Source organism: Belliella filtrata (genome assembly GCF_022549775.1).
GTDB classification, from domain to species: Bacteria; Bacteroidota; Bacteroidia; order Cytophagales; family Cyclobacteriaceae; genus Belliella; species Belliella filtrata.
On sequence record NZ_JAKZGP010000031.1, the window covers coordinates 1 to 20046 of the forward strand.

Here is a 20046-nt window from a genome sequence, read left to right on the forward strand (position 1 = left end):
CCCTTTTTTACTGTAAAGACGTTCTTTCAAACGTTCACTCATCTCAGGATCATTTAAAATATCCTCAATTCTCTTTTTCTTGTTCATCTTTTGTAAAGTTAGCAGACACACTTAAATGAACAGTCTCAATTTTTGACCTAATATATTTAGATAAATTTTAAAATATTTACATTTAAAATTAATTAATCACCATTTTTAATAGAATCTCAATTAACCATTATAGAATTAAAATCTATAAACATTTTAATTAACACAATTTTCCATTTGAACAATAATATAACCAAAATGACCACAATTTATACCTAATATTAAAAATATGGTTTTAATTGAGACCTATTTTATCTAGTTTTTCTCAAAATTTTAACAATTAAGTAATATGAAGAAAACTTTACTATTATGTTTCACTCTTCTCCTTTCACTGCAACTTGCCTATGCACAAGAAAGAGAAGTTACCGGAACAGTCACCTCTTCAGAAGATGGTGAGCCAATTCCGGGTGTAAGTGTTGTCCTGAAAGGATCAACAAGAGGTGCCGTCACAGATATTGACGGGACATACGCAATCAATGTCATGGGAAGTAATGACATATTGCAATTTTCATTTGTAGGTATGGGGGCTATTGAAGTCAATGTTGGAAACAGGACTGTCATCGATGTAGAATTAATGCCAGACGTACAATCATTAAATGAGGTTGTTGTAACGGCTTTAGGGGTATCTAGAGATGAAAGGTCTTTGGGATATGCTATTCAGTCTGTTTCGGGCGACAAGCTTTCAAGCGTCAGAGAAACCAATGTAGTTGGTTCATTAGCTGGTAAAATTGCTGGTGTTCAAGTAATTGGTGCTTCAGGAGCAGCCTTGGGAGGAACACAAAACATACGTCTAAGAGGCGTGAATTCACTAGGAGGAGGTTCCCCTTTATTTGTTGTAGATGGTACACCAATTTCAAATCAAAGTTTTTCTCCAAACAATGACCAGCCTGGGAGAGACTATGGTAATCTGGCAGGTGATATTAACCCTGACGATATTGAAAGTGTCTCTGTCTTAAAAGGGCCAACTGCAGCTGCATTATATGGAAATAGAGCAGCCAATGGTGTGATTATAATTACAACAAAAAAAGGAACCTCTAGAAAAGGAATAGGTGTAGACATTAATCAAAGTACCACTTTCGATAAAGTATATGTCTTACCTTCTTATCAAAATGAATATGCGGGAGGTTATACTCAAGATCTATTAACCTTTAACTACAACCCTGCAATACACCCATCGTCTTGGGCTTCATTTGATGGACATCAGATGTTGAATTATTCAGCTGATGAAAGTTGGGGACCAAGAATGGATGGAACTCCAGTGAGACATTGGGACTCTTGGTATCCAGGTGAATCATTTGGTGAATTGCGACCACTAGTACCTCAGCCAAACAATGTAAGAGACTTTTTTGAAACTGGGGTCACCATGAATACTGGGGTAGCTTTTTCAGGAGGTAATGACGACTCTAATTTCAGATTGTCATTAAACCACGTGGATCAAAAAGGGGTAATGCCTAATAGTAATATAATCAAAAACAATGTCAGCTTTAATGGAAATCAAAATTTAACAAAAAGACTTTCTGCTGGTATAACCTTTAACTATACAGGCATACAAGGTGTTGGCCGTCCTGCATCTGGGTACACAGGAAGAAACCCTGCAAACTCATTTAATCAATGGTTTCAAAGACAGATTGACATGGATGTGCTAAGACAATATAAAAATCCAGATGGCACATACAGAACATGGAATATTCGATCTCCTTTGGATACAAGACCATTATACTGGGACAACCCTTTTTATGAATCATTTGAAAATGCTCCTTTGGATAAAAGGGACAGAATTTATGGAAACTTTAACCTAAGCTATAAAATCAATGATTATTTAAAAGTAACAGGTTTCTTAAGAACAGACTTTTTCAATCAAAAAATTGAAGAAAGGGTAGCATCTGGAGGCTTAGATCTCGACTACTATGGTGTTCAGCAAATTGTAGGGAGAGAAGACAACTATGAATTCTTGATTCAATATGACAGAACATTTGGTGATTGGACTTTATCTGCTAATGGAGGAGGAAATATCAGAAGAGATTTTTATGATAGAATGTTCCAAGGAACAGTTGGCGGTTTATCAGTACCTGATTTCTATAATATTGATGCTTCTATTGATCGTCCGACTAATACAAGTTTCAAAAGTTTTAAGACTGTCAGAAGTTTGTATGGTAGTGCTTCTTTAGGTTATCAAAACACACTATTCATAGATGCTACGCTAAGAAATGATTGGTCTTCTGCACTTCCTGTCCAAAACAACAGCTATTTGTACCCATCACTTTCAACAAGCTTTGTATTCAGTGAACTATTAAATAATACTGGAAGGGTATTTAGTTATGGTAAAGCAAGATTAAGTTATGCTCAAGTTGGATCTGATATCGGACCTTATGCTATAGCTGACATCTACACCGTAGGGGTACCTTATGGTTCTTTACCAAATCTTTCTGTACCGACCACTTATCCAAATCCAAACTTAAGACCTGCACTTTCTTCTGCATATGAAGCTGGTGTTGATTTGAGATTTTTCAATGGTAGGGTAAATTTGGATGTTACATATTACAGAAATGATAACAAAGATCAAATCATGACATTGACAGTCCCTGGTTCTAGTGGTTATACCGGAGCAATAGTAAACGCTGGACTAATTAGAAGCTGGGGAACAGAAGTAATGTTAGGTGCATCTTTGATTCAAAAAAGAAACTTCTCATGGGATGCTAACTTCAACATTGCAAGAAACAGAAACAAAGTTATTGAACTAGCTGAAGGTCTTGAAAACAGACAACTCCAAAGTGCATATTGGGGAATGACTCTAAATGCAAGAGTAGATCAACCTTGGGGAACTTTGATTGGAACAGGCTTTACATATGATGATAGTGGGAGAAAAGTTATTAATGAAGATGGAAGTTTTGTAACACAACAAAACCAACTATTGGGAAGTGTATTACCTGATTTTACAGGTGGGTTATCAAATACTTTTAGATACAAAAATTGGGACATGACAGTCTTCCTAGAGTACCAATTGGGTGGTAGATTCTATTCTGTATCTAAAATGTTTAGTGCATATTCAGGACTTTCTGCTGAAACTGTAGGTACCAATGATAGAGGGTTCCCTATCAGAGATGCAGTTGAAGACGGTGGTGGTGTAAGAGTAGATGGCGTATTAGCCGATGGTACTCCTACTACGGTATATGTTGACCCTTACGACCACTTCTCTGGAATGTTTGCACTTCATGAAAATTGGATTTATGATGCTACTTTCTTCAAATTAAGAGAATTAAGAATTGGATACACCTTACCAAAAAATCTAACAGATAAGACCCCATTCCATACCGCTAACGTTGGCATCATTGCCAGAAATCTTTGGTTGATCCATACAAAAATAGACGGGTTTGATCCTTCTGAGTTTGGATCAGGTGCTAATGGTTTTGCTTATTTTGAAAGTGGTCAATTACCCGGTGTAAGATCAATTGGTTTCAACATCAGACTTGGACTATAATTTTGATAAAAATGAAAAATATATATAATTTATTAATCACATGCTTTACCGCATCTATGTTGTTTACATCATGTGGTGAATTTGGAGACCTCAATTTAGATCCAAATAGACCGTCAACACCCTTGACGTCTAGCCTTTTAACTGGTGCAGAAAGAAACGTTTCTTCACTAATAGGAGATGCTACTAGCACACTATATGTTCAACACCTATCAGAAAAACAGTACACAGAAGCTTCACGCTATCAAACTATATATTTTGACTTTAATGGTTTCTATTCTGGTCCTTTGATGAATTTGCAAAGAATCATTGAATTAAATACGAATGAAGAAACAAGTGGTGATGTTTTGGCTGGAGGTAGTAACAATAATCAAATTGCTGTTGCACGAATATTGAGAGCTTTATTCTTTTCCGTACTAACAGACAGGTGGGGAGAACTTCCTTATAGCCAAGCTTTGCAAGGTGCTGACAATTTTTCTCCAACTTATGACACACAAGAATTCATTTATAATGATTTGCTTAATGAATTAAAAGAAGCTGCTGCACAGATTGAGGTAGATCAACCTGGTGTTACTGGTGATTTCCTCATGAGCGGTAACATGGAAAACTGGAGAAGGTATGCAAATTCTTTAAGGTTGGTACTTGCCTTAAGGTTAAGTAACGTTGCTCCTTCAATAGCACAAACAAATATTCAAGAAGCATATGCTGGAGGTTTAATTACGGAGAATTTTATGTACCCGTATTTGGCTGATGCCAACAATCAAAATCCTTGGTTTGGTAGGTACTTAACTAGAGTTGACTATGCTATTAGTGATACAATGTTTGACTTTCTAGACCCATTAAATGATCCTAGGCTACCAGTATTTGCTGATCCAGCAGCTGCTTCAGGCGCAATTAACCCAATGTCTTATGGGGTTTCTAATACTGTTGCCGGTTCAATCACCAATGATGCTGTATCGTATTTAGGCATGGAATTTAGACAACAAAATTCACCTTTAGCTATTATGACTTTAGCTCAACTGGAGTTTTCACTTGCTGAAGCTGCTCACAGAGGATTTATAGCTGAATCTGCATCAGCACATTATCTAAATGGAATCGCTGAATCATTCACTCAATTTGGGGTTTTCAATACAAATGATTACAACGCTTACATTGCACAACCTGAAGTTGCTTGGGATACTAATAGAGCCTTTGAATTGATTGGTAATCAAAAATGGGTTGCTTTATTCCTACAAGGATTTGAAGCATGGTCTGAGTGGAGAAGGCTTGACTTCCCTTCTCTAAGTCCAGCTGTAGACGCTTTGAATCAAAGTAGACAAATCCCTAGAAGACAAGCATACCCTACCACTGAAAGAGACATCAACACAACAAACTATAACGAATCAGTTGCAAGACAAGGTGAAGACACTCTTGATACGAGGATTTGGTGGGATGTTAACAATTAAGTATTTAAAAAAATGGTCTAGAGATTCTAGACCATTTTTTATTCTAAAAACAATTATTTTTATTCAGCATTATTTCATTCTTTTAACTCGCTATTATACAGACCACAAAGCGCTTAAGTTTTCATGGAATAATTCTGACTAAAACGACATATTTTTCTAGAAATAAGACCAATCAATCATTATGTACCAACAAAAAAAGGAAACCCTTGCGAGTTTCCTTTTTCTGTTGGTAATCTGAACTCATTATGAGTCTTTTCTTACCCTGATCTTTTCTTTGATCCTCGCAGACTTTCCTTGACGACCTCTCAAGTAGAACAATCTCGCTCTTCTTACCTTACCTTCTCTCAACAATTCGATTTTCTCGATTGAAGGGGACAAGATTGGGAATATTCTTTCTACTCCGATTCCGTTAGATATTTTTCTTACAGTGAAAGTTTCACCATTGGAATTCACATTTTTCCTTTGGATTACAGTACCTTGGAACTGCTGGATACGCTCTTTGTTACCTTCTTTGATCCTTACGTGAACATTGATTGTATCTCCTGCCTTGAAAGAAGGGTATGAAGCTCTTACTTCTTTATATTCCGCTTCTACAAATTTAATTAGTTCGCTCATAGCTTTATATTTTATGTGCTTGTAGCAACTACTCCTTAGAGTAATCTTCTATTGAATTCTTTATATTATCGCATTATGCTGTCATCGCCTTCCAAAGCTACTACCCGTCAAGTAGATCAGGTCTTCTTTCTTTGGTTCGGCGAACCGATTGCTCAAACCTCCAATCTTCGATTTTGGCTTGATGCCCTGAGAGTAAGATGTCTGGAACTTCCATACCATCATAAGCTGCAGGTCTAGTATATACTGGTGGTGCCAATAATCCGTCTTGAAAGGAATCTGTCAAGGCAGAAGTCTCGTCATTGAGGACTCCTGGTATGAGCCTGATAATAGCATCTGCCAAAACAGCTGCTGCAAGCTCACCTCCCGACAAAACAAAATCTCCAATACTAATTTCTTTGGTAATGAATTTTTGCCTTACCCTTTCGTCAACACCTTTGTAATGACCACAAAGCATGATCAAGTTACCCTTGAGTGACAACTCATTGGCCATTACTTGATCAAATGTCACTCCATCTGGTGTGAGATAGATTACTTCATCATAAGCGCGCTCAGCCTGAAGTGATTCGATACACTTGGCTATTGGCTCGATCATCATGACCATTCCAGCACCTCCACCAAAAGCGTAATCATCTACTTGCTTTTGCTTGCCTACAGCAAAGTCTCTTAGGTTGTGAATTTGAACTTTCGCAAGTCCTTTTTCCTCCGCTCTTTTGAGAATCGAGTGTGAAAATGGTCCCTCTAACAAACCTGGAACGACTGTAATGATGTCTATTCGCATCATGGATTAATCCTCCAAATATATTTCAAGAAAGCCTTCTGGGAGCAGACTGTAAACTTTTTTAGCAGTCTTATCGACCTTTTGAATGATACCATCCTGTATGGGGATGAGTACTTCTTTTCCTTTATGGTCAACTCCTAGCAAATCCTGTGTCTGAAGATCATAGATAAAACTGACAGTGCCTATGACACCCAGCTTTTCATCTTCTACTTCATAACCTACCAATTCATGGAAATAGTATTGATCATCTCCTAATTCTTCCAATGCTGTAAGCGGCAAGTAAAGTTGAGACCCTACTAGCTTTTCTGCATCATCCATTGAGTCATATTCTTCAAATTTGGCCAAAACCTTTTGGCTTGGCTGAACTTCGAAATACTCAATAAAAAAGGGGACCAATCTAGACTTCTGCTCGATGAAAACGTGTTCTAAGCCTTCATATGCATCTGGATAATCCACGTCCAATACTACAGTAACTTCTCCATGAAGCCCATGAACCTTGGAAATATATCCCAACTGGAAACATTTATCTTTGTTCATGGCTGTATTTGATTTTATGCTTGAGTCTCTTCGCCTTCTGCAGAGCCTTCAGCAGCTTCACCTTCTGTAGCTGAACCTTCAGCTGCAGCAGCTTCCGCTTCAGCAGCAGCTTTAGCTTCTTCTTCTCTCGCTTTGATCGCATCAAGTCTTGCCTGATTCTTCGCAGTTTCAGCATCAAATGCTTTCTGACGAGCTTCAGCTTTCGCTTGAGTCAATTTATCTACTTTTCCAGATATCACTTGGTCTTTTGATGCTTTCCAAGCTTCATATTTCTGATCAGCTACTTCTTGTGTAATAGCTCCTTTCAACACACCAATCTGAAGGTGCTTCTGAAGCAAAATACCTCTGTAAGAAAGCATAGCTTTCACAGTGTCTGTAGGCTGAGCACCATTCAACAACCACTGAAGCGCACGCTCATTGTTGATGTTGATAGATGCGGGGTCAGTGTTCGGGTTGTATGTACCCAATTTTTCGATAAAGCGTCCATCACGTGGAGCTCTAGCATCAGCTACTACTACGTCATAGATGGCTAATCTTTTTCTACCTCTACGCGCTAATCTGATTTTAACTGCCATATTTTATTGATATTTAGTGTTTTGATGGATCCCGTCCATCGTGATTTTTGGACTGCAAAGATATGTCTTTTATCTTGAAACTCACAAGTTGTCAGAAATTTATTTGCATTGATGACAAATTTTGATTTAAATTGGGGGTTGAAAGGCATTAAAATACCTTTATATCAAGGTTTTCAAGTAGTTGAATAAAAGTTATACACTCAAAAAAATTATGGCTGCGTAGTTCAATGGATAGAACAAGCGTTTCCTAAACGCTAGATCTAGGTTCGATTCCTAGCGCGGCTACTTAGTTGTTTTTCAGTGACTTAAGTGTAAAGTAATTTACTTTTCAACTATCAAAACACCAACATTGCAGTTGAAATTGCAGTTGAAATGGGAACTTTTGGCATATAGTTATTGAAAAAAATTAAATACTCTTTAACTCTAAATCTTGATTTAGTAATATCTACTTGACTACTTAGGAGAAAAAGTCGATTCTTGGTTAAGTTAATCATAGTAAAACTTTTTGTTATGATGTTTCTCGTGACACGGCTCACATAAAACTTCCAAATCTGACATCTTTTCATTTCCAAAGTTTTCGTAAGTTTTATGATGAACATGAAGGCCTGATGATTGCATTACATGACATCTATTGCATGTGTTTTTAGCACGAGCTAACATTATAATTCTTTTATCTCGCCATTCAGGGCTAGAATAATAAGCGTCCCGTTCAGCCTTAAATATTATAGACTTTCTTGGTTTTCTTGTCCATTCCCATTTTGGGATAGCAGCCAACTCTGCTGCTTTTTTTGCTTCTATTTCAGCATTTTGTTTCAATTCAGTAATTTCATAACTTCTTCGCATATTCTGCAATATCACGTTCATTATCTCCTGATTTTTTTTTCTTTTTTCTCTATTAGCTTTTTCTTCAGGGGTCATTGCTGCTTCTCGTGCTGCTAGTTCTGCATCATATTCTTTTTGTGAATTTTTGATTATGTTGTCTAACCGGTCGTCGCTATAAGTCTTGAAGGCTTTTTCCAAAAATTTTATTACAAATACAATTGAAACTAAACCTATTATTGCTAAAAATGCTTCCATTTTTTTTTATGTCTTAATGTTTATAAAAATACAAAAGAAAAAATGGATTACAAACCTAGTTTTAACAACATGTATAGTGATGAATTTATCGTAAATCATTAAATTAGGGTATTCCGATTTGTAAATTTTGATCATTCCTAGTTTAAATTAAAGGAAGGGCAATCACTTCTTTTCTTCATGAAACCTCTTCATAATACCATATGAGCCTGAAAATCCATGTCGCTCTCGAAGATAAATTTTGGTAGTACGAATATTTGAATGACCAAGAACCTGACGGATTTCTTCCTCAGAATTTCCTGAATAAGCCATGTGATTAGCCAGTGTATGTCTCGGCACATGTCCTGTCAAAGTGGGTATTCCCATAGTTTCACTCACTCGTTTCAATGCACTGTTATGTCTGGTCCTAGCTCTATGAATTTGGTATTCCTGTTCTTGAGAAAAGTCTTTTCCATTTTCTAGGGAATCCTTAAAATCATCATAATTCAGCATCGGGAAAAGAAACTGGGTTGGAAGGTCTTTGACTAATTTGAAGAAATATCTTATTATTTGATCTTCTAATCGATTTTGAGTGTCCTTAAGGTAAGTTGTAAGCTCATAGTGAGATTGTTGATTGGCGACCTGTTTAATGACGTCAGTCAGTAGTTCAAGATTTAAGTTTTGAAAATCAATTCCATCAATCCTGAATAACTGTTGTATTGATCGAGCGTCCAGAATCACATTACCCAACTTTACATCATTGATGGCTTGATCATATTGATCAGGAAAGTAATCCTTCAACACTTGAATCATTGGGAAATAAAAAGGCACGGACAAAACATCGGAAGTCTTTCTTATCGGTATTATAAGCTTATCTACCATAATCATTGAATTAGTCAAGGTAACTGCATCGATAAGTCTGATTCCTGCAGAGTAATACTGAAAAAGGAATATATCCTTAGCTAGATTCTGAGAGGTATAACAACGTTTCCTCCGTTTAATAGGTACATATTCTTCCAATTCCTTGATCTGATCCCTTGAAATTGAAGGTGCCAACTTCTTAACTTGTGTCCTTTGAGTGAAGTTAAAAAAGGACGTGGTATTTACTGGACTTTGAGTGCCCGAAAACTTATTCCAATGGTCAATAAAAGATTTCAGAATAGATAAGTAATTGAATATCACTGTTGGACTTTTAGGTTTTCCTGATTTGCCATATCCACGTTTTAAACCTATGGTGATTTCACGGATTGTGTTCAAATCTCTAAGTTTAGAGAAAGGAAGGTACTTGGTTCCGAATCGTTCAATGACCACTTTTCTTAATGTTGACAGAACGGTTTTGTACTTATTATAAGTAGAAACTTTTTTAGTACCATCTTGATATCCCCGTTCCAACTCCTTTTCCATATACTGTAAAGCACAGGATTCATCGGTATTTAGTTTTGTTGATTTCGGATTTTCAAACTGAAATTTTTGTTCCTTCTCACGTAAAGTTTTGTTAATTTCATTTGAATTAGGTTCCTTCTGCTTTACTCTTTTTTTAATTTTGTCCCAATTTTTTTCAAGAATCCGTATTCCAAGAGATTTACGATGAATCACCTGGCTGCCATTAGTCACAATTTCGTAAATCGTTTTAATATCCGGTGATTTCGTAGGAAACAATATGAAGGTGTAGTTCGTCGCCATAAGTCAATTTTTAGGATGCCGAAGCTAAGCCTATATTTATTTTTTGCAGCTTATTGATTCGGATAACTTGTATTTTGCTTCGCCCTTCTTTAACATATCGGAGGTAAGTAATAATACCGTCAACCAACTCATTGTCTTTGTTAACCTTAATAAACCCTAAGTTTTCTTCTGACTCAACTTCCTTGATGGTTAGCATGATACCTTTTGGAATGATGATTTCTTCAATATCAAGGTATTCAAGGTTATTCTCATAGTTGTTTTTCATGGCGAGAGATAGATTTTAAAAGAAAACTTCCTCGGTATGGAATTAATAAAGATATTCATATCGAGGAAGTGACTATTTAAACTACTTTTGAGATTTTGGTGTCAAAAACTTTTTAGCAACTTTCATTGTCTCCTCAGTTGTTCCTTCCAGGTTTCCAAATACTTCAGGAGTAATTCCACAATCAATAAGTATTTTATGAGCTTTTTTAATGATTTGCTTCATGGCTATTTCATTTACTTTGTCCTTTTCCTCGTAAAAATCTTCAGTCCAATCTCTCCTACAAATGCAACTCACATACCAATTAGCATATATATTATGTCTATAGTGAGTAATTAGATTAGCTATCCAAAGCGTTTTTTCATCAGATTGAAATACTTTCGCCAGATATGGAGATTGTTTTATTTTCACATTTGTAATCGGACAGATTTGTTCTTTAAGGTATCTTAGATTGTCTTCTTTGTTAAGAATATCTACGTTATTTATATAACTTTTCATGTTTTTCAATTTTAAGCTACGTTTTTAAAATATTGATTTTCAATTTGGAATAAGTAATTGCTAGGAACTTCCTCTTTTAGAGTTCTTAGGAATCTGTTGTAAGAGAAGGTTATGGATTTTGAGTCGGTATCGTAACCGACACCATTTCGACCCAACCATAGGGCTGTATCTACAAATGTCCCACTACCATTGAAGATGTCCAGAACAGTATCACCTGGGTCGCTCGTCATTAGTATAGGGATGATACCTAGATACTCAGGTGAAGGAGCTACATGAATATAATCTGGGTCAATTTTTTTCAATTTTGACCATTTAAAAATCGAACCTTCAATGACTCCTTTGATTTTCTGACTATCCAAGAAGTCAGACAGTGATATCCTAGGTCTTTTCAAGGAGTATTTTGGGCTTTTTACCTTCTTGTCTCCAGAGATTTCATCGTTACAACCAGTTTGAACTTCGATGTTTTCACCCTCAGACCAGAAGACCAGTTCCTTGTATTTGAAGTTTGTAGAGTTTTTAACAAAGTGAAAAATCTCCTCTGTTACAGGTCTTAGTCTTTTGATATTCCCCTGTGGTTTTGCATTAGTTTTCTTCCATTTGATTGTTTGAACCAAGTACCATCCATCATTCACCATTTCTACGACCAACTTGTGTGTACTTAAAGAACTTACCCCATTTTTGTAGGACTCCCCGATATTGACAAAAAGAGAACCTTCATCCTTCAGTACCCTTTTGATACCTCTGTAGAATTCTATACTTCTTTTGACGAAGTCATCTACATTCGGTTCTCTCCCAAATTGGATTTCATCTTTTGAAACTCCATCAGGATATATCCTCATGGACCAGTAAGGTTGAGAAGTGATAGCAACCTGTATAGAGTTATCCTCTTGGTCAGATAAGTCCAGAGAGGACTTATTGTACAACTTCACCCTATTGTTCTCAGCATACTCCAAAGACTCAATTACTGGATTAGATTTTGCTCTTTCGTCGACCGCTTCCTTGTAGTTCTTCATCAGATTGAAGGCATTTGAAATAGACATTCCCTTGTTTTCGATTTTATCTAAGAGAGCCAATCCTTTAACCTCCTCGTTTCCACTCTCTTCGAATTCTTTGATTTCGATAATCTTTCTAAGAGTAGAAGAAGAAAAGTCAAGGCCTAGTAAGGCACAGGTTAATTGAAACCTGTCCTTACCAACTAGTCCATAATCATCATCTTTGAGGTTGAGGTCACCAATCTGTTCCCTTCTTTTTCCTTGAGATTTACCAAGTACACCAAGGACTGCCTCTGCCTTCATGACTTGTTCTTGCAAAGACCTTTTAGTCTTCATGTTCTTGATTACATGAAGATCACTTACTTTGTCATCAGTCAGGTCAAATATTTCCACCATGATGTTTTCCCAGCCCAATTCCTGGAAAACTTTTAAACGAGATATCCCATCGAAAACATAGAATTCCTTTCCTCTTTGAACTACTGAGACTGGTTCAATTAAACCCATCTTAGAAATCACAAACTTCAGACTTCTAAGATCCTTATTGATATAGGTAACCTCGGAGGATGGATGAATTTTAACCTTGTCCATAGACACCTCCATGACAGGTCTAACTTTCACAGGTCTCAATTTGGAAAGGTCTAGATTTTCAGGGAACTTCTGAGGAACTACAGGTAGGAACTTGTATCCGTAATCACCAATCACCTTAGTACAAGTTAATTGTGGATTGTTCAACATAGCTAGGTTCTTTTCAGATACCTCTTCTACTTTGAGAGTAGGGTTTAATACCTCGTGGGTATTGGTGATTTTCATTTTTTTCATAATAATTGAATTTAAAATTTAGACTTGTCGTGAATATTTCTGGGACAACCATGTAGGCATAGGAATCCCAGTAGAGGTATTTTACCTCTAACAATGTTTTATATAATTGATTTATTTAGATTGTTGTTAGTTTTTTAAGGTCAACAAGGTTTTCAAAAAAACACCCATTAATCCGGGTATTGTTGGTTGTATTCTTTGAGACTTTCCTCTCGGATTTTCTCAATACCAAGTTTCAAAACCTGAGGGTCTTTTTTACCTCCTTCAAATTCATCCAACCTACCTAGAGATTTGACATATTTCCTTTCCCTTTCTCCCCTTTGATTTAACCAAAAACCTCTAGCAGTAAGATAAGTGATCTTTGATTTGGAGTGAACACTAGTCGCAATTTGGAGATCTGGTTGAATGACCAATTGCAGTCTTTTCATTTGGAGAAAGTGTTTGGAAATTAATGAATTGAAATCACCAACATATTCATATTCATCCAAGAATTCTTTTTCTTTTTTAACTGAGGTAAAATAAATTTTTAGTAGTTTCTTTTTTAGTTTTTCTAAACGAATATGAAGATGGGTCAATGACTTATCTTCCATAACCTCCTTTTCAATATCATTTTCAAGCACTAGATTAATAAATTCAGTAGCCTCAGACTTCTCTTTCAATTCCATGAATTGTAACATATAATCCTTAATAAGATTATTTGACCAATTAATTTTACCATTATCTCCAGCCGATAGGAGAAGAAGTAAGCATTCAATGACTGGGGTATTTGTGACTTCAATTAATAAATCCATGTTGACCTTATTTATTACACAACAAAGCTAGCAAAAAGATAAATGTCATGCAAATAATATTGACAACATTTTTAAATATATTTTTATCTTGTAAAATAAATCTCTGAATTGAAATACCTCTTCGTTTCTTAAATCTTTAACACAATTACAGGGATTTGCAGAAAAAATTAAATATTTAAAAGTTGTCTAACCTTAATTTTATCATTTTCAAGGGCGTTTTCAAATAGTTTTAATTTAATCTCATATTTCAAATCTTCAATTTTTATGATTTGCTGAATGTTGAAATTTCCAGGAGCGGTACTTCTATCATAGGTTCTTTCGATCGAACCATCTTCAAACAAGCGATAATCATCATCTAGCCCACTCTTATTTTGGAGATAACTAGAAAGAATTTTTTTTCCCATCAAATTTCCTTTTTAAAATTAATTTTACTTGACATATTTTTTCTTCTACGCACTTTTAGATTAATTAGTTACGTGTTACTTATTTGCTTAGAAATCCAAGTTTCTCGATATTAATAATCCATTCTCCACTACAGTCACCTCAAACTCCTTACAAATCCGCTTCTCTTGATAATACTCTGAGATATCATACCTTCCTCCTGTCTTCTGCCAGATATCCAACCCTCTTCCTAGGATGATTTTCCATCCATTGTCAAGTTCTATACTTCTATCGTGCTGAATGTCGCTGAATTCATAGGATAGATCTATACCTATTGGGGCTAGACTTTCTATTAATTCATTGAAAGCACCTTTGGCATTTTCAATATAATCCTCGTTGTTATTTGTTACCAAATGGATCCTAACTTCTTGATCTTCTTGTTTCAGTTCCGCTATCAATCTGCAAAACTCTATGAAGTTCCTCATTTGGTAGGGTAGTCTAATGTAAGGATCTTTGATAATGACATTTGTTGCACCCACCAAATAGTCCCCAAATAGACCTTTGTAGCTAACATTGGTCTGATTGTCCCTTATTGTTCGGTGCAGTCCCGCCAAGGTCTTCTTAATAGGGTCTACAGGAATGTTTGCATCAGGCAAAGACTCTTGTTTGATTTCAGTCTGCTTTTCGATCCCTAATTTAGGGTCTCCGTATTCCAGTACCTCCAAAGTTTCAATCTTATGGACTTTCCCATCATTTGAGGTGTATTCAAAATTGACCACTTCATCATTGAAGGTTTCATCCATCTTTCGAAGTTGATCTTTCACCCTTTTTCTTCCTTCCACCGCAAAATCCAAGAGTTCTTTGATTTGAACAGGATCCATGATCCCATTGGGGTAAATCACTTTAACCAATCCTGAGAAAGTCTTCTCAATAGCGGTTTTATCTCTTGTAGTGATAGTAGAAGAAAGTTCATAGTATGATTTGTAGTCCTGAGAATGATCCTCCTTTCGAAGTTGTTTTAATATTTCGGCTAAGTAGTCAACAATAAACCCATAGTCAGAGGTGAACATTTCATTCCTCAATTTCTTGACCTCCCAACCAGGTAAATAACAATGAACTCTATCTAAAAAAGCAGTATCATAATAATCCTTTGGAAGTGCATCGAACAAATCAGTATGGGTCAACATGTGTGGAACAGAATGGTCAGTGTTTCCTACAAATACCATAGACGCCTCTGCTTGATAGACATTGGTTCCTCTGGAGAAGGATTTGTTGGCCATGTAGTTTTTCATGATATCCACCAATCCTCTGTCCGCCTTTTTGGTCTTACCTGCGAACTCATCATAGGCTACCACATCCCAATATCCCACCAATCCAATCTCTCCATTGGAGTTGTTGACGAATAGTTTTGCCTTGGATACTTCACCACCGGATATCAGGATACCATGGGGTGATAATTCAGAAAAGACATGTGATTTTCCTGTTCCTTTGGGGCCTAGTTCTATCAGGTTGTAGTTGTTTTCTGCAAATGGAACCAGTCTGGTCAGTGCCATCAATTTTGACCTGAACGTAAATTCATCAGGATTCAGCCCAATAGATTGCATCAACAAATCAACCCATTCATCTTTAGTAAATTGACTTCTCAATACTTTGTATTCCTCCAAATCCGCTTTGGATACCTGAATCAATTTGATAGTTTCAATAACCCACGGTAGGGTGTTTCTTTCATCTGAAGGAACATATTCAATGGTAATCAATGACCAAACACCCTCAGATAACAACTTTGGATATTGTTTAACCAATTCATCTCTGACAGGAACTTTATTTAATCCCAAATTGGCGAAACTAGCTTCAAATCTATCTTCCTTGTCGTTTAGCTTAACTGACAGTTTATCAATAATTCTGTGTGAGCCTTTCTCTCTAATTACGGATTTGATAACTTGAGCTTCATCTCTATGAACAAAGTGTTTGGAAATGATTTGTTTGGTCGTTTCTATACCTTGTTGAATGGTCTCTTCATCATCAGTAGCACAATATTGTCCAAGAAGGTATTCCAATACGAAAGTAGGTACACTGGCATTTCCTTTAACCTGACTGGTTAAGTCTTTGCGGACTACTTTACCTCCAAAGTGTCTATTAATCAAAACATCTAGCTCTTTCATACTTTATTCATTTTAAAAAAAGTCATCAAAATCATTATCCATTCCTATTTTTAAAGTGTATGGGAATTTGGAAATGATATTCCATTTGTTTGTCCCTTCTACCTTTTCTTCAATCACCAAGAAAGTGCTAGAACTAGTTTTTTGACTGGTTGAAATTGTAAATTTCTTAACTACCTCTCGTTCTTCTGCTCGCTTGGACTCGGAATCGAATGTGTAGGTAACTACATCACTGATAACTTTCTTATTGGCTTCACCACCTTCGAATATGGCAAAATAGGATTTAATACTTCTCGCAAGGACGGTATCTGATACAGGTTGTTCTTGGTAGAATTTAATGGTATGGATATTCGTGGTAATTCGATTATTCGCTTTATTAATTACATCAATGTCAACCTTTGAAATGGTGTCAATTCGTTTCTTTGCCACAAATAATACTGGCACAACTACCTCTTGCAGTGTGGCTCCTCCATGTACAAATCTACTTCCACTTCCTTGCTTTCTAAGTCTAGAAATTCCTTTTGGAATCAAGACATCAACATCTGACTTGATACTTAATGACTCAGCCGAAAATTTCGACACATTATTATTGAAGGTAAGGTTTCTACCAAGTACAAATCTCCGGTTATCTCTAATGACATCACCTTGTACGTTGGCATCAGCAAAGTCACTTTCTTCCAATACTTCATTTTGATAGATAAATCCATGGTCAGAAGTAATCACCACATGGTTGCCATTCATGTTTGTAATCTTTTTCACCAACTCTACCAAGAAGTTAATTTCATCTCTAGAGGCTTCAATTACCTTGTCCTCTTGGGTCTTGTCATCACCAAGTTTGTCAATTCTATTGTGATAAACATAGACCAAGTCATGTTCCTGAACCAACAATTTAGATTCTTCACCTCTTGAAGCCATCTTCATTAAGTCCTCTGCCAGTATAGTTGTTGCCCTTACCTTGGAATGTTCTTCCAGGACTTTTTTCCGAGGTTGACTTCCTCTAGTGCTTTTTCCATCGATTAGGATTTCATCGCCTTCTCCAAAACTCAATGTTTTGTGTGGTAAAAGTGAAGCCATTCCTAATTGAGTATAAGAAGGTAATCCTGTTACTTGATATCCCAATTTAGAGGAAAATCTACTTTGGGATTGAAATAATTCATGAAGTGAACTTCCACATTCATATCGTAAGGCGTCAGATATAACCACAAAAACCTTAATCTTTTTCTCCAAATAAGGTGCTTGCACATCTCTCTTGAAGAACATCTTTTGAGAATTCACCCCAAAATACCAATCCTTTTGCTTATCAATAACTTCCTGCCATTTCTCACTTAATTTCAATAACCAAGTATTTGAATACATCTTATGTATTCTCTGATATAGTGCATTGAGGGCATTATTCTGATTGGTCTCTCGATAATTTTGAAGGAATAGGCGGTAGTTTTGATCCATTTGATACCACTTTTCAGTGTATAGTCTAAAGCCGTCATCATAGTCCTTGATTGTAATATCAAGGTTTCTTTTGATTTGTTCCACCAACTGAGCACCATAGTATAAAGTATCATAAAATGGACGGTATCTTGGGTACCAAAATTTGGATTCCCTAATTTTAATATAACTCTCAATTTTATCCAATGACAAAGTCTCACTGCGTATATGCTGAGCTAATTCTTTTATCGTTTTACGATCTATCTCCTCAAATACATCCTCATGAATCAGATCTTCTACTGGAAACTTATTGAGTAAATTATTGATATTTAAATCCCCCTGAACACGCTCAGAAAGTAACTTAAAAGAATCTTCAAACGACCTGGTATCTTTCCATGTGGAAAGTAAGACTTTAGCCGAATTATTCACTTGAGCTTTTGCTGCTAGTGGGTGAAAACTCTTTTGAAATGACTCCAAAAGGAAGTCATAAATGGAAGGACTAGCAGATTTGTAATTGAAATGGTTCTCAATCATAGACCAAAACGGATCCTTCAGACCAAACCTATCCAATTCTTTGTTATTGGTCTCCTCCTTGCCATTCAAAAATCCTTGGGTATACGCTTTTACCATTCCCTCTATAGAGAGTCCTTCGTCTCCTAGAACCAATTGTAGCATCTTCAAAGTCAACTCAGATTCAGTTTCTTTGCCCTCAATCAATTGTTTAAGCTTATTGACCCGATCTTTACTTTTGAAAAATTCTATATGTCTCTGTACCCAATTCCGATATGAAAAAGCAAGATCCAATTCTTGAAGGATCATGGCTTCTTGATCAGTATGGAATACTTGGTGACTCAATTCTATATCCAACAGCCAATTGTCTTCATTTCTCGGCTTAGGAAATGGAGCAAAAAGTAAGAATTTTTGGTTCGGTTTTAAGATCAAAAGTTCATGTTTCAGAAAGAACTCATTGTTATTCACCTTCCGCTTCTCTATATCGGGAAGTGAGAGGGAATCAAAATCTTCCTGAAAATCCTTCTCTCCATCGTACCAAATAATGATTCGATGCTTAGAAAATAACCTGTTTAAACTTTCTTCAATTTTATTCATATCTTAATTTTTCAAGAAACTACCAATCAATATCCTTGGTCTTGCTCTTTTGAGCATTTTCCTTAGACAAATGAATGGCTTGCTTTACCTTCATTGGTAAGATTAATCCACTGAATAATTTTAAATTAACATCAATTTCTGATTGAATAATGTATTCGCCTAATTGAGTAGAAATATTAGGTGAAATAAATTTCTCATTAAATACTTCCTTGACTTTGGTCTGAACCGCCCACTGGTCAGATTCATAGGCTATGTACCATAATTGCTTAAAGCAAATTAATCTAACCTCATCGTCATCAACTATTTTAATAATATTAATTAAAAATGAACCAAAATCATCTAACTTTCTAAATGGCCAGCCTGTAGTTTTATAGCAATCATTTAATCTCTCTGAAAATTTCTTGACGAATCCGCTTATAGAAGATTTAACTTCAGAATAATATCCAATCAGTTTGTCAGTATCACTAAATAACTTTAAGACAGGTTCTATATAATCTTGAAAAACATGTTCTGAATAGTTTCCTTGAATCAAAATCTCATGTATTTCTAACCAAGAATAATCATCCTTTAACTCAAGAATTTCAGATAAAGTCAAATTTTCAATTGATAGCTTGGAATTAAGCTTAAATTCTTTGAGAGCAGAAAAGTGATCCTCAAAAGAGTCAATGTCTTCATGTCTATCTTCAGGAAGCTCATTGGTTGCTTTTTCAACTAAACTTAATAGGTCAAAAGGTTTGAATTTCTCAGGATCTTTCCCTGTAAATATGAAATAAATTACCTTCCCTAAAGAATATATATCACTTCGAAAGGTGGCGTCTTTAAGTTTCTCTTTTTGCTCTGGAGAAATATATAAATATTGTCCATAGCCATTTACATGCGAAGCACTGTAATGGGAAAGAGATTCTGAGTCCTTACCAAGTCCAAAATCAGAAATTTTAACAACAATTTTTCCATTATTCTTAAAAATAAGAACATTACTTGGAGAAAGATCTCTATGTATGATACCTTTCTTATGTGCAAATTTAATTGCATTTATAACTTGTTTTGCTAATTCATATCTCTCTTCATCACCTAAACTACCATTATATTTTTTTACGTAATTGAATAAGTTAAATTCAGCTAAGGGCATTAAGTACCATAAACTTTCTTTGTCCTCATTATGACCTTCATCTAAAAGTTCAATAATATTTTCACATCCCTGTAATTTCTTTAACAAATGTATCTCTCTATTAAACCTGTATCTATAATCTTGATTATGGTAATGCTCTTTTTTTAACTCTTTAAATGCATATTTTTCTTTTAAATCTTCATTAATTATTGACTTTACATTGCAGAAATAACCGTGACCCACTTTGCCTAAAACCTTCATA

The 20046-nt window shown here is 35.7% G+C and carries 16 protein-coding genes and 1 tRNA gene; 3 read left to right on the forward strand and 14 right to left on the reverse strand.

Annotated features, from left to right (window positions below; translation table 11 throughout):
- Positions 1-376: 376 nt before the first annotated feature.
- Positions 377-3565, forward strand: a complete 3189-nt coding sequence (locus tag MM239_RS12220) for a SusC/RagA family TonB-linked outer membrane protein (protein WP_241348530.1) — start codon at positions 377-379, stop codon at positions 3563-3565.
- A gap of 11 nt (positions 3566-3576) precedes the next feature.
- Positions 3577-5007 carry a SusD/RagB family nutrient-binding outer membrane lipoprotein gene (locus MM239_RS12225; RefSeq protein WP_241348531.1) on the forward strand — a complete coding sequence of 477 codons (1431 nt, stop codon included), beginning with the start codon at positions 3577-3579 and terminating at the stop codon, positions 5005-5007.
- Between the two features lie 243 nt (positions 5008-5250).
- Here MM239_RS12225 and rplS read toward each other — a convergent pair whose 3' ends face one another.
- The 4 genes from rplS to MM239_RS12245 form a co-directional block, all read right to left on the reverse strand.
- Complete coding sequence (gene rplS, locus MM239_RS12230) at positions 5251-5622, reverse strand: 50S ribosomal protein L19 (RefSeq protein ID WP_241348532.1); 372 nt, start codon at positions 5620-5622, stop codon at positions 5251-5253.
- Positions 5623-5722: 100 nt separating this feature from the next.
- Entirely contained in the window at positions 5723-6400 is a 678-nt protein-coding gene (gene trmD, locus MM239_RS12235; protein WP_241348573.1) for a tRNA (guanosine(37)-N1)-methyltransferase TrmD, read from the reverse strand.
- A gap of 6 nt (positions 6401-6406) precedes the next feature.
- Positions 6407-6937, reverse strand: coding sequence for a ribosome maturation factor RimM (gene rimM, locus MM239_RS12240; protein WP_241348533.1), 531 nt, complete (start codon positions 6935-6937; stop codon positions 6407-6409).
- A gap of 14 nt (positions 6938-6951) precedes the next feature.
- Positions 6952-7512 carry a 30S ribosomal protein S16 gene (locus tag MM239_RS12245; RefSeq protein ID WP_241348534.1) on the reverse strand — a complete coding sequence of 187 codons (561 nt, stop codon included), beginning with the start codon at positions 7510-7512 and terminating at the stop codon, positions 6952-6954.
- A 213-nt stretch (positions 7513-7725) separates the two neighbouring features.
- Here MM239_RS12245 and MM239_RS12250 point away from each other — a divergent pair.
- Positions 7726-7797: transfer RNA gene (locus tag MM239_RS12250), tRNA-Arg, on the forward strand.
- A gap of 201 nt (positions 7798-7998) precedes the next feature.
- Here MM239_RS12250 and MM239_RS12255 read toward each other — a convergent pair.
- The 10 genes from MM239_RS12255 to MM239_RS12300 form a co-directional block, all read right to left on the reverse strand.
- Positions 7999-8589: an HNH endonuclease gene (locus MM239_RS12255; RefSeq protein ID WP_241348535.1), complete on the reverse strand. Its 591-nt coding sequence runs from the start codon at positions 8587-8589 to the stop codon at positions 7999-8001.
- Positions 8590-8751: 162 nt separating this feature from the next.
- A complete protein-coding gene (locus MM239_RS12260) occupies positions 8752-10248 on the reverse strand; it encodes a tyrosine-type recombinase/integrase (protein WP_241348536.1) in 1497 nt (498 codons plus the stop codon).
- Positions 10249-10258: 10 nt separating this feature from the next.
- Complete coding sequence (locus tag MM239_RS12265) at positions 10259-10513, reverse strand: hypothetical protein (RefSeq protein WP_241348537.1); 255 nt, start codon at positions 10511-10513, stop codon at positions 10259-10261.
- A gap of 81 nt (positions 10514-10594) precedes the next feature.
- Positions 10595-11008, reverse strand: a complete 414-nt coding sequence (locus MM239_RS12270) for a hypothetical protein (protein ID WP_241348538.1) — start codon at positions 11006-11008, stop codon at positions 10595-10597.
- Positions 11009-11019: 11 nt separating this feature from the next.
- On the reverse strand, positions 11020-12819 hold the full coding sequence (locus MM239_RS12275) for a DNA methyltransferase (protein WP_241348539.1): 1800 nt from the start codon (positions 12817-12819) through the stop codon (positions 11020-11022).
- Between the two features lie 167 nt (positions 12820-12986).
- The gene (locus MM239_RS12280) at positions 12987-13607 is read right to left on the reverse strand and encodes a hypothetical protein (protein WP_241348540.1); all 621 of its coding nucleotides are present in this window, start codon (positions 13605-13607) and stop codon (positions 12987-12989) included.
- Positions 13608-13774: 167 nt separating this feature from the next.
- The gene (locus MM239_RS12285) at positions 13775-14011 is read right to left on the reverse strand and encodes a hypothetical protein (RefSeq protein WP_241348541.1); all 237 of its coding nucleotides are present in this window, start codon (positions 14009-14011) and stop codon (positions 13775-13777) included.
- A gap of 87 nt (positions 14012-14098) precedes the next feature.
- Entirely contained in the window at positions 14099-16150 is a 2052-nt protein-coding gene (gene brxL / locus MM239_RS12290; protein ID WP_241348542.1) for a BREX system Lon protease-like protein BrxL, read from the reverse strand.
- A 12-nt stretch (positions 16151-16162) separates the two neighbouring features.
- Complete coding sequence (pglZ, locus tag MM239_RS12295; RefSeq protein WP_241348543.1) at positions 16163-18676, reverse strand: BREX-1 system phosphatase PglZ type A; 2514 nt, start codon at positions 18674-18676, stop codon at positions 16163-16165.
- A 19-nt stretch (positions 18677-18695) separates the two neighbouring features.
- Complete coding sequence (locus MM239_RS12300; protein WP_241348544.1) at positions 18696-20045, reverse strand: serine/threonine-protein kinase; 1350 nt, start codon at positions 20043-20045, stop codon at positions 18696-18698.
- Position 20046: the final 1 nt, after the last annotated feature.